We start from the raw sequence: 14384 nt of genomic DNA on the forward strand, positions 1-14384 counted from the left end.
GATGCGCTCCGTCCTGCTCGCCCAGCTGCGCGCGCACGCCGCGCGCCTGGTCGCCTCCACTCTGGCCATCGTCATCGCGGTGGGCTTCGTGGTCGCCACGCTCGTGCTCAACGCGACCGCCCGCAGCACCGTGCTGGAGGCCGTCGGCGCCCAGTACGTCGGCGCCGCGGCGGTCGTCACCTCCACCGACGGCTCGTCCCTGACCGCCGACGTCGACGCCCTCTCCGGTCTGGGGTCGGTGGCCGCCGTCGCCCCGTCGTACGAGACGTCGGTCCAGGCCGGCGTCCCCGGCCGCGGGGGCTCGCAGTACCTCTTCGTCGAATCGGTCGCCGACGACGCCGCGCTGCGCTGGCAGCGGATGACCGAGGGCTCACTGCCCGACGGGCCCGGTGAGGTCGCGGTCAGCGAGCGCGCCCGCGCCGAGGTGGGCGACGTCCTCTCCGTGACCAGCTACGACCAGAACGGGGAGGAGACCGCCTCCGAGGTGACCGTCACCGGGATCGTCGACCTCGGCGGGGACCCCCAGGCCGGCCTGTACGGCCGCGCCTTCGTGACCGCCGACCAGGCCCGGCAGTGGGGGGCGATCGACCCCGTGGAGCTGCGGATCGCCGCCGCTCCCGGCGTCGGTGACGAACAGGTCCGGTCCGACGCCGCGACCGCGGTGGGCGACCGGCAGGTCGAGGTGCTGACCGGCACCGAGCGCGCCGACGAGGCCGCGGCGAACATGCTGGGCAACGCGATGGCGCTCACCGCGGTGCTGCTCGTCTTCGGCACCGTCGCCGTCGTCGTCGCCGGCCTGGTCATCGCCAACACCTTCGCCGTCCTCCTCGCGCAGCGGACCCGCGAGCTGGCGCTGCTGCGCTGCGTGGGCGCCACCTCCCGGCAGGTGCGGCGCAGCGTCCTCGGAGAGGCACTGGCCACCGGCCTGGTCTCCGCGGCGATCGGCGCGGCCGCCGGCATCGGGTTGGCCGCGGCTGTCTCGGCACTCGTGGGCGGAGCGGATGCGCCGATCCCGCTCGCCGGGCTCTCGGTTCCCTGGTACGCCCCGCTGGCCGGTGTCCTCGTCGGCACGCTGGTCACGTTCCTCGCCGCCCTGGCCCCCGCGCGCGCCGCCACCCGGGTCGCCCCGCTGGCCGCCCTGCGGCCCGTGGACCAGGCGCCGCTGCGCTCCCGGGCGGGCATCCTCCGGCTGGTCCTCGGTCTGGTGCTCCTGCTGCCCGGCATCGGCCTGATGGCGCTGGGCGTGACGGCCGGAGACGTGCTGATCGCGCTCCCGGGCGGCGTGCTGAGCTTCCTCGGCGTCGTCCTGCTCGCCCAGCGCGGCGTGCCGCCCGTGGTGGCGGCCGCGGGCCGGCTGGCGGGGCGGCTGGGCGGGGTCCCCGCCCGGCTGGCGGCGGGCAACGCCACCCGCAACCCCCGGCGGACGGCGGCGACGGCGACGGCGCTGCTGATCGGCGTTACGCTGACCAGCGCGTTCGTGGTGGGAGCGGCGTCCACGCGGGCCACCGCGCAGGCCGGGCTGGCAGCGGAGTTCCCGACCGACGTCGTGGTCGAGGGCTTCACCGGTGACCTCCCGGCGACGCTGGTGAGCACGCTGACCGCCACCGAGGGCGTGGAGCGCACCGCGTCGGTGCTCGCCGGCAGCGTCACGGGTCCCGACGGCGAGCCGACCGGCGCCTTCGGCGTCGACCGCAGCGAGGCCGCCGCGGCGCTGCGCTCCACCGAGGACCTCGTCCTGCCCGGCCCCGGGCAGGCGTCGGTGCCGGAGTGGCTGGCGCAGACGTGGGGCGTGGCCGACGGCGACCGGCTCGCCCTCGGCGGCGGGAATCCCGACGTGGAGGTTCCGGCCCGCGAGTTCACCGTTCGGGTGATCGACGCCGACAACCCTCTGCTGCTGGACACCGCCGAGCTCCGGACGCTGGCGCCCGACGCCACGCTCGGCCAGGTGTGGGTGCGCCTGGCCGGCAGCGACCCGGAGCAGCAGCTGGACGCGGTCGACCGCATCACCGACGTCGTCGCGGAGACGTCGAGCGACACCCAGGTGACCGGCCTGGTGGCGATGCGGGCCGAGATCGACGAGATCCTCGACGCGCTGCTGCTGGTCGTCACCGGCCTGCTCGGCATCGCCGTGGTGATCGCGCTGATCGGTGTGGGCAACACCCTGGCGCTGTCGGTGGTGGAGCGGCGGCAGGAGAACGGCCTGCTGCGCGCGCTCGGGCTCACCCGCGGTCAGCTGCGCGGGCTGCTGGCGTGGGAGGCGGTGCTCGTGGCCGGTGTCGCCGCGGTGCTGGGCGTGCTGATCGGCGGCGCGTACGGGCTGATCGGGGCCGCCTCGGTGCTCGGCGAGATCGGCACCATCGTGCTCGACGTGCCGTGGCTGCAGATCGCCGTCATCGTCGTCGTCGCCACGCTGGCCGGGCTGCTCGCCTCGGTGCTGCCCGCCCGGCGCGCCGCCCGCACCTCCCCGGTGGCCGCCATCGCCGCCTGATCATCGTGATCAGGTCTCCTGATCGTTCCGGGTCCTGGCTCACGGTCGGTGGTGAGCCAGGACCCCGGATGATCAGGTCACCTGATCATCCGGGTTCCGCAGCTCCGCACACCGCCGGGCCTGGGACACTGGAACCGTGCCGTCCCGCTCGCTGCCCCGTGCCGCCGTCGTCGCCACCCTCCTCGCCGGCCCGGTGGGCTTCGTGACCGCCGCCGCCTGGGGCCTTCCGAAGGCCCTCGGCGCGCACCGTCGCCGGCTCCGCCCCGTGGTGGCCGGCTCCGCGCAGTTCTCCGAGGGCAAGTTCCACAACCGGATCCCGACGCCGGCGCTCTCCCCCGCCAACACCCGCGACGGGCTGCTCCGGCAGTGGCACGAGGAGCGGCACGTCGGCCTGCCGGGCAACCCCATCCCGCTCGCGCACGCCGAGCTCCCTGCCGACGCCGCCGAGCTCGCCGTCACCTGGTTCGGGCACGCCAGCGCGCTGCTGGAGATCGACGGGCAGCGGGTGCTCCTCGACCCGGTGTGGGGCTACCGCGTCTCGCCGTCGCCGGTGTTCGGGCCCACGCGGCTGCACGAGCCGCCGATGGAGCTCGACGAGCTGCCGCCGGTGGACGCCGTCCTGATCTCGCACGACCACTACGACCACCTCGACCTGCCCACGGTCCAGGCGCTGCTGCGCACGCAGTCCGCGCCGTGGGTCGTCCCGCTCGGCATCGGGGAGCACCTGCGCAAGTGGGGCGTGCCCGAGGAGCGGATCGTCGAGCTCGACTGGGACGGCGAGCACCGCATCGGGGAGCTCACCCTCACCTGCACCGAGGCGCGGCACTTCTCCGGCCGCTACTTCTACCGCGACACCACGCTGTGGGCGTCCTGGACCGTCATCGGCCCCCGGCACCGGGTCTTCTTCGGCGGCGACACCGGCTACACCCCCGCCTTCGCCGAGATCGGCGCCCGACTGGGCCCCTTCGATCTGACGCTGCTGCCGATCGGCGCCTACAACGACGCCTGGCACGCCATCCACATGGACCCGGAGGAGGCCGTGCGGGCGCACGGCGACCTGGGCGGCGGGATCCTGCTGCCGATCCACTGGGCCACGTTCAACCTCGCCTTCCACCGCTGGGCCGAGCCGGTCCAGCGGCTGCTCGCCGCCGCCGGCCCCCGAGGCATCGAGGTCGCCATCCCGCAGCCCGGGGAGCGGATCGACGTGCTCGACCCCCCGCCGCTGCGCGACTGGTGGACGGCGGTGGGCTCGGCAGCCGAGGGATCGGACGCCGACGCCGGCGTGCGCTCCTCGGTGCTCGTGCGCACGTTCACCCGGCTGCTCTCCCTGCTGCCCGGCTGAGCAGGGTCAGCGCAGCAGCTTCGACATCCGCCGATCGGCCAGCGGCTTGCCGCCGGTCTGGCAGGTGGGGCAGTACTGCAGCGAGGTGTCGGCGAAGCTGACCTCCCGCACGGTGTCGCCGCACACCGGGCACGGCAGGCCGGTGCGGGCGTGCACCTGCAACCCGGAGCGCTTCTCGCCCTTCATCGTGGCCGCCTTCTGTCCCCGCTGGCGCTCCAGCGCGTCGGTCAGCGTCGTCCGCATCGCGTCGAAGAGACGGACCAGTTCGTCGTCCTTGAGCTTGTCGGCGCCCTTGAACGGCGAGAGCCGCGCGGCGTGCAGGATCTCGTCGGAGTAGGCGTTGCCGATGCCGGAGATCAGCGTCTGGTCGGTGAGCGCGCCCTTGAGCTGTCCGCTGCGCCCCGCCATCAGCCGGGCGAAGTCCTCCCGGTCCACGGCCAGCGCGTCCGGACCGAGCCGGGCGATGCCCGGCACCTCGGACGGAGAGCGGACGACGTAGATCGCCAGCCCCTTGCGCGTTCCCTGCTCGGTGAGGTCGAAGCCGTTCCCGTCGTCGAGGTGCACGCGCAGCGCGAGCGGCCCCTTGCCCGGCTTCGGTGGCGCGGTAGGCAGGTTCTCCCGCCAGTGCAGCCACCCGGCCCGCGCCAGGTGGACGACGAGGTGCACGCCGGAGACGTCGAGGTCGAGGAACTTGCCGTGCCGGCCCGCGCCGGTGATCTCCAGCCCGGCCAGCGCGGACAGCGGCGGATCGAAGGTCTTGATCGCCTGGACGGCGGCCAGGTCCGCGCGCGCGAGCACGTGGCCGACGGCGTTCTCCTGGAGGAACGCCGCCAGCGCCTCCACCTCGGGCAGCTCCGGCATCGGGTCATTGTCGTCCTCCGGACGACCCCGCGACCACGTGCTGTCCTCCTGTCGCGTGAAGCCGCTGCGTCGTGCCTGCACGGGGCCTCCGGGCCCCACTCGGCCCGACCTGCCGGTTCGGGCTGCTCGACGCCCTGCCCGCTCCTACGCTCGGCCGGTGTCCACCGCGCTGCTCTGGTTCCGCCGGGACCTGCGGCTGCGGGACAACCCCGCACTGCTCGCCGCGGCTCAGGACGGCGACGTCGTCCCCGTGTTCGTCTTCGACGACCGGCTGTGGGGCCCCTCCGGCGGTCCCCGCCGCCGCTTCCTCCTCGACTGCCTGACCGCCCTCGACGCCGCTCTCGGTGGCGCCCTGGTGCTGCGGTCCGGCGATCCGGCCCGCGTCCTGCCCGCGCTGGTCTCCGAGGTGGGCGCGACGTCGGTGCACGTCAGTGCGGACGCCGGGCCGTACGGCCGGCAGCGCGACGCCGCCGTCGAGCGCGCCCTGGGCGACGTGCCACTGGTCCGCACCGGCTCGCCGTACGCGGTCACGCCCGGGCGGGTGACCAAGGCCGACGGAACTCCGTTCCGCGTCTACTCCCCCTTCGCGCGCGCCTGGCGGGAGCACGGCTGGCGGGCGCCCGCGGCCTCCCCGGGGAACGTCCGGTGGGCCACCGGCGTCCCCTCCGACGACCAGCCCGCAGCGCCGGACCTGGGCGGTGTCGCGCTGCCGCCGGCCGGGGAGGCCGCGGCGCGAGCGGCCTGGGAGCGCTTCCGCGACGAACGGCTGCTCGGCTACGCCGACGGGCGCAACCTGCCCGGAACCCAGGGCACCAGCCGCCTGTCGGCCTACCTGAAGTACGGCTGCATCCATCCGCGGACGCTGCTGGCCGACCTGGCCGCGGCCGAGCAGACCGAGTCGGTGCGCCGCTACACCGACGAGCTGGCCTGGCGGGACTTCTACGCCGACGTGCTGTGGCACCGGCCCGAGTCCGCCCGGGAGTACCTCAAGCCCGAGCTGCAGGCGATGGGGTACGACAGCGGCCCGCACGCCGACGAGCTGGTCGCCGCGTGGAAGGCCGGCCGCACCGGCTTCCCGATCGTGGACGCCGGCATGCGGCAGCTGCTCGGCGAGGCCTACGTGCACAACCGGGTGCGGATGATCGTCGCGTCGTTCCTGGTGAAGGACCTGCACCAGGAGTGGACGCTGGGCGCCCGGCACTTCATGGCCCACCTGGTCGACGGCGACCTGGCCAGCAACAACCACGGCTGGCAGTGGGTCGCGGGCACCGGGACCGACGCCTCGCCCTACTACCGCGTCTTCAACCCGGTCACGCAGGGCAAGAAGTTCGATCCCGACGGCGCCTACGTCAAGCGCTGGGTTCCGGAGCTGCGCGACGTCGACCCACGCTTCGTGCACGAACCGTGGACCGCGCCCGGCGGCGTCCCCGCCGGCTATCCCGAGCCGATCGTCGACCACGCGCACGAGCGCCGGGTGGCGCTGGACCGCTACGCCCGCGTCCGCGCGGGCTGAGGGTCAGCCGCGGAGGCGGGGGGCGCTCCGCACCGGATCACGCCCGCCGGCGGGCGAGGCGGCCAGCCGCTGCGCCCAGATGACCAGCCCGGGCACGTCCACGCCGTGCGGACGTCGGTCGGCGTAGGGCCCGACGTTCCCCGCACCCCGCTCGAGCAGCGTGGTCGCGCCCGGGTCGTTTCCGCGCGCGGCGTGCGTCAGGCCGACGGCGAGCTGGGCCAGCCCGCGCCACAGCTGCCGCTCGTCGGCGGGCGCGGACTTCCAGGCGTCCTCCAGCACCTCGTGGGCGTGGAAGGGGCGCCCGGCGTCGAGCAGCGCCTGCGCCTCGGCGAGGGCGACGGCCGGCTCCCGCACCACACCTTCGGGAGCACGCTCCTCCCCGACGGTGCCGTGGGGGAGCGGACGGCCCAGGGCGTCACGGGGGCGGGCGTTGCGCGCCCTGCCCTCGACGTCGCGATCCCGGTCCGGCACCCGCTCATCCTGCCCCGGACGAGCCGGGCAGCGCTCAGCGGCCGGACGGACGCGGCGCGGGAGGCCTGGGGGAGGGCAGAGCCGGACGGGGAGCCTCGGCAGCGTGGACCGCGGCGGCCGAGTCGCGCAGCCACCCCAGGACGGCGTCGGGTTCCATCGGGCGAGCGAAGAAGTACCCCTGCGCCTCGTCGCAGCCGAGCTCCAGCAGCCGCTGCCGGACCTCGGCGGTCTCCACGCCCTCGGCGACGACGGTGACGCCCAGGTGGTGGGCGAGCTGGACGACCGTGCGCGTGACCGCCTCGTCCGCGGTGTCCTCCAGCAGGTGGGTGACGAAGCCGCGGTCGATCTTCAGCGCGCTGACCGGGAGGGTCTTCAGGTAGGAGAGCGAGGTGTAGCCGGCGCCGAAGTCGTCGATCGACACCCGCACGCCCATGGCCTGGAGCCGGCGCAGTGTGTCCGCCGTGCGCTGCGGGTCGACCATCGCGGCGGTCTCGGTCATCTCCAGCTCCAGCGCGTGGCCGGGCAGCTGCTCGACAGCGAGCAGCTCGGTGACGCGGGCGGGGAAGTCGGGGTCCAGCAGCGTCGCCGGGGCCACGTTCACCGCGACGTCGACGTCCCAGCCCTCGGCCCGCCAGCCCGCGCAGCGGCGGACCGCCTCGGCCAGCACCCACTCGGTCAGCGGACGCATGAGCGCGGTGCGCTCGGCGCCGGGCACGAAGGCGCCGGGGCCCAGCAGCCCGCGCTCCGGGTGCTGCCAGCGCACCAGCGCCTCGAAGCCCACCGTGCGCCCGGTGCGCAGGGCGACCTTGGGCTGGAAGTGCAGTCGGAGGTCCCCGCCGTCGATCGCGCCGCGCAGCTCGGCGAGCAGCTCGAGCTGGGCGCCGTCCTGCGAGTCGTCGGCAGGGTCGAACAGCCGGATGCCGCGCCCCTCGCGCTTGGCGCGGTGCAGCGTCATGTCCGCGCGGCGCAGCAGCGTGGCGACGTCGTCGCCGTGGTCGGGGGAGAGCGCGATCCCGACGCTCAGCCCGATCTCCAGGCTGACACCCGCGACGGCGAACGGTCGCTCCACGCGGGCGGCGAGCGTCCGGGCCCGCTCGAGCGCGGCGGCGCCGTCGGGCACGTCGCGCAGGAGGACGGCGAACTCGTCGTCACCGAGCCGGGTGACGACGTCGTCGCCCCGCACGGCGGAGCGCAGGACGTCGGCCACCTCGATGAGTAGCTGGTCGCCGACCGCGTGGCCGAGACCGTCGTTGACCTCCTTGAAGCCCTCGAGGTCGAGCAGCAGCAGCGCGGCCCGCTCCGGAACCCCGCGCACGGTGCCCGACAGCTGCTGCTGCACGAGCTGCGTGCGGTTGCCCAGTCCCGTGAGCGGGTCGTGCAGGGCGCGGCGCTCCCGGCGCAGCATCCGCCGCCGGCCGAGAACGGCGACGACGGTGATGCCGACGAGCAGCAGGCTCACCGTCACGACCAGCCGGATGCTGGCGTCCCGCAGCTGGGCCGCGATGAGGTCCTCGGGCAGCAGGATCTCCGCCACCAGACCGACGGGGCGGCCGTCCGCGCCGTCCGGAGCGATCAGGACCGTCGCCGTGGGCGCGGGCCGGCCGGCGTCGTGCTCGAACTCGACCTGCGGGTCACCCGCCAGGACGTCGTCGAGATGCGCCTGCTCCTCGGCGGAGAGCAGGTCGGGCGTCGGGCTGTCGCTGTACAGCAACCGTCCGCCGCGGGTCCACAGCTGCAGGCCGACGAGACGGTCGGCCGCGATCAGGTGGGTCACGCCGCGGTCGATGCGGGCCAGGACCTCCGGCGGGAGAGCGGTGGGGGCGACGCCGGCGGGGAGATCGACCTCCACGAGCAACTCGCTGACGATGCCGGCGTCGGTGATCGCGTGCTCGAACGCGCGCTGGCGCTCCCACTGCTGCAGGTTCACCGCGAGCACGCCGACGGCCACCGCGGCGAGGACGAGCCCCGCCGTCAGGAGGCGCCAGGAGCTGAGCAGGCGACGCACCGGTGGTCCCTTCCGGGCGCCGACGGACGCGTGCCCACCGATGCCATCGGCGGGATGCCGCCGAAACTTGATGGTGCGCCATCGAATCGGGATGGAAGCGGGCTGCATCCAGGAGGACCGGCGCAGCCGAAGCAGGGATGACGGTTCCGGAGCGGGAGGACGACGACATGGGCGGGCTGCTGGTCGCACGACCCGCGCCGACCAGTAGCGTCGTCGTCGTGCCCGACGACGCCATGGCTGCCGCCCGCGGCGCCGTGGACCCGGACGACGCCGAGGTCGGCCGGCGCTTCGCCGCCGGCGACGAGCAGGCCCTGGCCTGGGCCTACGAGCGCTGGTCCGGCCAGGTGCACGGGATGGCGGTGCGGGCGTTCGGTCCCGGCCCGGACGCCGAGGACGTCACCCAGCAGACCTTCATCGCCGCCTGGACCGGCCGGGCCCGCTTCCGGCCCGGCGAGTCACCGCTGCCGGCGTGGCTGGTCGGCATCTGCCGGCACAAGATCGCCGACGCGTGGGGTCGCCGGGAGCGACAGCGCCGCGAGACCGACGCCGCCATGTCGCAGGCGCAGGCCGCTCCTCTCGGCGGATCGGGGCCGGGGATCGACAGCGTCGTCGCAGACCGGGTGCTGGTCCTCGACGAGCTGGACCGTCTCGGCCAGCCGCAGCGCGGGATCATCGAGCTGGCGTTCTTCGCCGACCTCACCCACGCCCAGATCGCCGAACGCACCGGTATCCCGCTGGGCACGGTCAAGTCCCACATCCGCCGCACGCTGGAACGACTGAGGAGCCGATTGGAGGGTGATGGTGCAGCACTGCCTGCCTGAGCAGCTCGCCCTCGCCGCGCTGCGCGAGCCGCTGCCCGACGACGACGCCTTCCACCTGGCCGCGTGCGACCTCTGCCGCGCCGAGGTCGCCTCGCTGCGACGCGCGGTGGAGGCGGTGAGCGTTCCGGAGCTCGCCGACCCCGGCCCGTCCGTGACGCCGCCGCCCGCCGTGTGGGGCGCGATCGCCGCGGCCACCGGCGTGACCGCAGCACCGGCCGGCATGACCGCGCCCGTCGCCGCTGCACCCTCCGCCGCTGCCCCCTCCGTGGGCCCCTCCTCCGAGGAGACGCCGGGCGGGGCCCAGGTCCTCCCGTTCCGCACCCGGCGTCGCGGCCTGGTCCTGGTGGCGGCCGCCGCCGTCGCCGGAGCCGTGCTCGGTGCCGGCGTCACTGCCGTGGTCCGCAGCGGTGAGAGCACCGAGGCGCTGACCGCCGTCGCCCTCGACCCGCTCGACGACGAGCAGGCCTCCGGCCGTGCCGAGGTCCTCGTTCGCGAGGACGGCTCGCGCGCGCTCCAGGTGGACCTGGACGCTCCCGCGCTGGACGGCGAGTACTACGAGCTCTGGCTGATCGAGCCCCAGGTCGTCGACATGGTCCCGCTCGGCGTCCTGCGGCCGGGCTCCCAGACCTTCGAGCTGCCCGCCGGACTGGACCTGGGCGAGTACCCGCTCGTCGACGTCTCGGTCGAGCCGCTGGACGGGGATCCCACGCACTCCGGGATCTCCGTGGCCCGTGGGGAACTCGACACCTGAGGCCGGACCGCCGTCGCCTAGCGTTCATCCCGTGACCGCCCCGCACGACGACCGCCTCCCGCACGACGACCTCGGCGCCTCCTGGCGCGCGGTCCGCCCGCGGCCCGCGGGCCGCCACCTGGACAGCGCGGCCTCCAGCCGGCAGTCGCACCGGGCGCTCGAGGCCGCGGCGCACCACGCGCGGCACGAGTCAGAGCTGGGCGGCTACGTCGCCGAGGCGACGGCGGACCACCTGCTCCAGCAGGGGCGCTCGATCCTCGGCGGACTGGTCGGCATGGCGGCCGCCGACGTCGCCTTCGTCGAGTCCGCCCAGGCGGCGCTGGTCGCCCTCCTCGGTGGGTGGCGACTCCCGGCCGGGTCCCGGGTGGCGTGCCTGCCAGGGGAGTACGCCCCGAACATCGCGCAGTTCCGGGCCGCCGGGCTGCTCCCCGAGCCCCTGCCGGTCGACGGGCTCGGCCGGGCCGACGTCGAGGGCGTGGCGCGGCTGCTGGCGACCGATCCCCCGCGCTTCGTGCACCTGACGCACATCGGGAGCCACCGCGGGCTGCTGCAGCCCGCCCGGGAGATCGCCGCCCTGTGCCGCGAGGCCGGCGTTCCCCTGGTCCTGGACGCCGCCCAGTCGCTCGGGCACGTGGACGTCGACCTCGGCGCCGACGCCGTCGTCGGCACCTCCCGCAAGTGGCTGGCCGGCCCCCGCGGCGTCGGGATGCTGTTCGTCCGGCCCGCGCTGGCCGCGGAGCTGGTGCCCGTGCTGCCCGAACCCGAGGGCATCCCGCCGTTGCGGGCGTTCGAGTCGGGCGAGGCGCACGTCGCCGGCCGCATCGGCCTCGTCGTGGCGACCGGGGAGCACCTGGCGGCCGGCCCGGACGCGGTGCGCGAACGGCTCGCCGCCCTGGGCCGGTGCACCCGGGAGCTGTTGGACGGCGTCGGCGGCTGGCGGGTGGTCGAGCCGATCGACGAGCCGACCGCCAGCACGACGCTGCTGCCGCCGGACGGGGTCGACGTCGTCGGTACCCGGACCCGGCTGCTGACCGAGCACGGCATCGTGCTGAGCGCGATCGGCCCCGAGCGGGCGCCCGGAGAGATGACCGGCCCGGTGCTGCGCGTCTCGCCGCACCTCGACACCGCGCTGGAGGACCTGGAGGCCCTGGCCGAGGCGCTCTGACGTTCGCCGCAGCGCTCTGACATCCGCCGCAGCGCTCTGACATCCGCCGCAGCGCTGGGCAACCGCCCTCAGCCGGTCGGTTCGTCGTCCACCTGGACGTCGAGGTCCAGCACGTTCCCGTCGACCGCCGTCACGGTCACGGTCACCCCGTACTCCTGGGGGTCGCCCTCGGGCGTCAGCACGCACCGGAGCTCCGCCCCCACCTCGGCGGGCAGCTCGTCCGGGCAGGAGACGTCGGACGGCACTCCGGTCCGCGCCTCGAGCACCCTCGCCGCCTCCGTGGCGACCTGGGAGGACGTCGCGGGATCGGTCCCGCAGCCGGCCAGCGCGAGCACGGCCGCGGCGCCGACGAGGGCGCCTGCACGACCGGACAACGGGCCTCCTGCGGTGAACTCGACGGCGTCACCGTAACGCGCACGGGGGAGACGCTCCGGAAGGCGCTTGCGCGCGGGATCGGCCTGGTCCTATGGTTCATTACATGAGTAATGAACCCAGGGACTGCATGGGCCCTGGTGACTGTTGGGCCACCTCGTGAACGAGGACGCCGGCCCGATCTTCCGGCAGGTCGCGGACCAGATCGAGAACGCGATCGTCGACGGCTCCCTCCCCGAGGAGAGCCAGGCCCCCTCGTCCAACGAGCTGGCCGCCTTCCACCGGATCAACCCCGCAACGGCCGCCAAGGGGCTCAACCAGCTCGTGGCCGACGGTGTCCTCTACAAGAGACGAGGTGTCGGGATGTTCGTCGCCCCGGGTGCTCGCGAACAGCTGCTGAAGCGCCGCCGCAGCGAGTTCGCCGACCAGTACGTCCGACCGCTGATGACCGAGGCGCAGAAGCTCGGCATCGCCCCCCACGAGCTCACCGACATGATCGACCGCTGGGAGGACCCCCGATGACCGCCGGCTCCGCGACCGCAGCAGCCACCGTGCAGGACGTCACGATGCGCTTCCGCGAGCACACCGCGCTCGCCGGCGTCACGACGACGTTCGAGAAGGACAGCATCACCGGCCTGCTGGGCCGCAACGGCGCCGGCAAGACCACCCTGATGCAGCTGGTCGCCGGGCACCGCGTGCCGACCAGCGGCACCGTCCGGGTGTTCGGGGAGTCCCCCTACGAGCACGACACCGCCCTCCGGAACATCTGCTTCATCAAGGAGGGGCAGCGCTACCCCGATCACTTCCGGGTCAAGGACGCGCTGACCGCTGCGGCGATGCTGTTCCCGCACTGGGACGCCGACGTCGCCGCTTCGCTGATGCGCGACTTCGACCTTCCGGCGAACCGGAACATCAAGAAGCTCTCCCGGGGCATGACCTCGGCGGTCGGCATCGTCATCGGTCTTGCCGCACGGACACCGCTCACGGTGTTCGACGAGCCCTACCTGGGCCTGGACGCCGTGGCACGGCAGCTGTTCTACGACCGGCTCATCGCCGACTACGCGGAGCACCCGCGGACCGTCATCCTCTCCACCCACCTCATCGAGGAGATCGCCCCGCTCCTGGAGCGCGTGTTGCTCATCGACAAGGGCCGCGTGCTCCTCGACGCCGACGCCGAGTCGCTGCGCAACAGCGCGCTGACGGTGAGCGGCCCCCGCGTCGTCGTGGAGGCATTCGCGCAGCAGCACCAGCTCCTGCACACGGAGGCCCTGGGTGGCCACGCCCGCGCGGTCGTCCGCGTTCCCGACGCCGCCGCCCGCCGGTCGGCCGCCGAATCCGGGCTCACCGTCGAACCGACCAACCTCCAGCAGCTGATCGTCGCGATGAGCCTGCAGAGCCCCGCCTCCCGCGCGGCAGCCGCCACCGCTCCCACCGACCTCGAGGAGGTCCCCCGATGACCCGCGTCCTGCAGGCGGCACGTCTGCACCTGATCAACCCCCTGGTCAGCCTCGGCATCCCGTGGCTGGTCGTCGCCATCAGCTTCGCGATCAACATCGCCATCTGGAACCTCACGCCGGCCGGGGAGGAGGACGGCGGCTTCACCGGTGGAGTCCTGGCGCTCTACTTCACCGTGCTGGTCGTCTACGTCCAGGCCGTCACCCACCTGCTCCCGTTCGCCATGGGCGTCAGCGTCAGCCGTCGCACCTTCTACCTGGGGACGGCGCTGTTCGCAGGAGCCCAGGCGCTGTACTACGGCCTCGCGATCGCGGTGCTCGTGGCCATCGAGAACGCGACGAACGGCTGGGGCGGCGGACTGAACTACTGGGCTCCTGGGCCCTTCGAGGTGGACAACTTCTTCCTGCAGGTCCTGACGTCGGGTGCCCCGATGCTGGCATTCATCTTCGTCGGGATCGGTATGGGCGTCGTGCACCAGCGGTACGGCCAGGCCGGCACCTGGGGCCTGATCGTCGGATCGCTGGTCTTCTTCGGCGGCCTCGCCGTCCTGGTCACCTGGCTCGACGCCTGGGGGAGCCTCGGCACCTGGTTCAGCGACCAGTCGGCGACGACGCTGACGGTGGGCCTGCCCGCCGCGCTCGCTCTCCTCATCGCGCTGGTGTCCTTCCCCGGGATCCGCCGCGTCGTTCCCTGACCGAACGCGAGAGAAGGCCCCGCGGCGCTCGGTGCTGCGGGGCCTTTTCGGGTCCTGACGAAATGCCGGTGCCACTCTCCCCGGCCGACGCGCACGGACCGACGCGACGCATGACAACCCCGCCGCCCGCGACCCCTGACTCGTCCATCAGCTGAACGGGCCACAGGAGGGGCATCCTCGTCCCACCGCTGGCAGCGCTCACACGGGACGGCCCCACCATCACCGGAGAGGCAGATAGCGGTGCCGGCCATCCGGGGGCCTCTATGGCCTTAGCTCGAATGTTCCGGGAACGACGAAAGGCCCCCAGCCTGGTGGCTGGGGGCCTTTCGTGAATGGTTGTCCGGCGGCGTCCTACTCTCCCACCCCGTCTCCAGGGCAGTACCATCGGCGCTGAGAGGCTTAGCTTCCGGGTTCGGAATGTTGCCGGGCGTTTCCCTCTCGCCATG

Annotated in this window: 13 protein-coding genes and 1 rRNA gene; 9 read left to right on the plus strand and 5 right to left on the minus strand. The window is 74.1% G+C overall.

What is annotated here, in order from left to right:
* Position 1: 1 nt before the first annotated feature.
* Positions 2–2488: an ABC transporter permease gene (locus LBW97_RS08695; protein WP_224498998.1), complete on the plus strand. Its 2487-nt coding sequence runs from the start codon at positions 2–4 to the stop codon at positions 2486–2488.
* Between the two features lie 136 nt (positions 2489–2624).
* Positions 2625–3830, plus strand: coding sequence for an MBL fold metallo-hydrolase (locus tag LBW97_RS08700; RefSeq protein ID WP_224498999.1), 1206 nt, complete (start codon positions 2625–2627; stop codon positions 3828–3830).
* Between the two features lie 6 nt (positions 3831–3836).
* On the opposite strand, the gene LBW97_RS08705 is transcribed toward LBW97_RS08700, so the two are convergent.
* Complete coding sequence (locus LBW97_RS08705; protein ID WP_224499000.1) at positions 3837–4691, minus strand: Fpg/Nei family DNA glycosylase; 855 nt, start codon at positions 4689–4691, stop codon at positions 3837–3839.
* Between the two features lie 157 nt (positions 4692–4848).
* Here LBW97_RS08705 and LBW97_RS08710 point away from each other — a divergent pair, with 157 nt between their 5' ends.
* Positions 4849–6204, plus strand: a complete 1356-nt coding sequence (locus LBW97_RS08710) for a deoxyribodipyrimidine photo-lyase (RefSeq protein ID WP_224499001.1) — start codon at positions 4849–4851, stop codon at positions 6202–6204.
* 3 nt (positions 6205–6207) lie between these two features.
* Here the strand turns inward: LBW97_RS08710 and LBW97_RS08715 are convergent, their stop codons facing one another.
* Complete coding sequence (locus LBW97_RS08715) at positions 6208–6675, minus strand: DUF309 domain-containing protein (RefSeq protein ID WP_224499002.1); 468 nt, start codon at positions 6673–6675, stop codon at positions 6208–6210.
* Between the two features lie 34 nt (positions 6676–6709).
* Positions 6710–8680 (minus strand): EAL domain-containing protein, encoded by a 1971-nt coding sequence (locus tag LBW97_RS08720; RefSeq protein ID WP_224499003.1) that lies wholly within the window; start codon positions 8678–8680, stop codon positions 6710–6712.
* Positions 8681–8817: 137 nt separating this feature from the next.
* On the opposite strand from LBW97_RS08720, the gene LBW97_RS08725 reads away from it, so the two are divergent.
* From LBW97_RS08725 to egtE, 3 genes are read left to right on the plus strand one after another with little or no spacing between them, the layout of a single operon-like run.
* Positions 8818–9501: an RNA polymerase sigma factor gene (locus LBW97_RS08725; protein ID WP_224499004.1), complete on the plus strand. Its 684-nt coding sequence runs from the start codon at positions 8818–8820 to the stop codon at positions 9499–9501.
* On the plus strand, positions 9479–10252 hold the full coding sequence (locus tag LBW97_RS08730) for an anti-sigma factor (RefSeq protein ID WP_224499034.1): 774 nt from the start codon (positions 9479–9481) through the stop codon (positions 10250–10252). Before LBW97_RS08725 ends, LBW97_RS08730 begins: the two co-directional genes overlap by 23 nt.
* A gap of 31 nt (positions 10253–10283) precedes the next feature.
* Positions 10284–11417: an ergothioneine biosynthesis PLP-dependent enzyme EgtE gene (gene egtE, locus LBW97_RS08735; RefSeq protein ID WP_224499005.1), complete on the plus strand. Its 1134-nt coding sequence runs from the start codon at positions 10284–10286 to the stop codon at positions 11415–11417.
* Positions 11418–11485: 68 nt separating this feature from the next.
* On the opposite strand, the gene LBW97_RS08740 is transcribed toward egtE, so the two are convergent.
* Positions 11486–11791: a DUF4333 domain-containing protein gene (locus tag LBW97_RS08740; RefSeq protein ID WP_224499006.1), complete on the minus strand. Its 306-nt coding sequence runs from the start codon at positions 11789–11791 to the stop codon at positions 11486–11488.
* Between the two features lie 157 nt (positions 11792–11948).
* On the opposite strand from LBW97_RS08740, the gene LBW97_RS08745 reads away from it, so the two are divergent.
* From LBW97_RS08745 to LBW97_RS08755, 3 genes are read left to right on the plus strand one after another with little or no spacing between them, the layout of a single operon-like run.
* Complete coding sequence (locus tag LBW97_RS08745) at positions 11949–12311, plus strand: GntR family transcriptional regulator (RefSeq protein ID WP_224499007.1); 363 nt, start codon at positions 11949–11951, stop codon at positions 12309–12311.
* The gene (locus LBW97_RS08750) at positions 12308–13246 is read left to right on the plus strand and encodes an ABC transporter ATP-binding protein (RefSeq protein WP_224499008.1); all 939 of its coding nucleotides are present in this window, start codon (positions 12308–12310) and stop codon (positions 13244–13246) included. Before LBW97_RS08745 ends, LBW97_RS08750 begins: the two co-directional genes overlap by 4 nt.
* Positions 13243–13938, plus strand: coding sequence for a hypothetical protein (locus tag LBW97_RS08755; RefSeq protein WP_224499009.1), 696 nt, complete (start codon positions 13243–13245; stop codon positions 13936–13938). Before LBW97_RS08750 ends, LBW97_RS08755 begins: the two co-directional genes overlap by 4 nt.
* 338 nt (positions 13939–14276) lie before the next feature.
* Here LBW97_RS08755 and rrf read toward each other — a convergent pair.
* Positions 14277–14384, minus strand: a 5S ribosomal RNA gene (gene rrf / locus LBW97_RS08760); the annotation flags it as partial.

This window comes from Blastococcus sp. LR1, assembly GCF_020166105.1.
Taxonomy (GTDB): domain Bacteria; phylum Actinomycetota; class Actinomycetes; order Mycobacteriales; family Geodermatophilaceae; genus Blastococcus.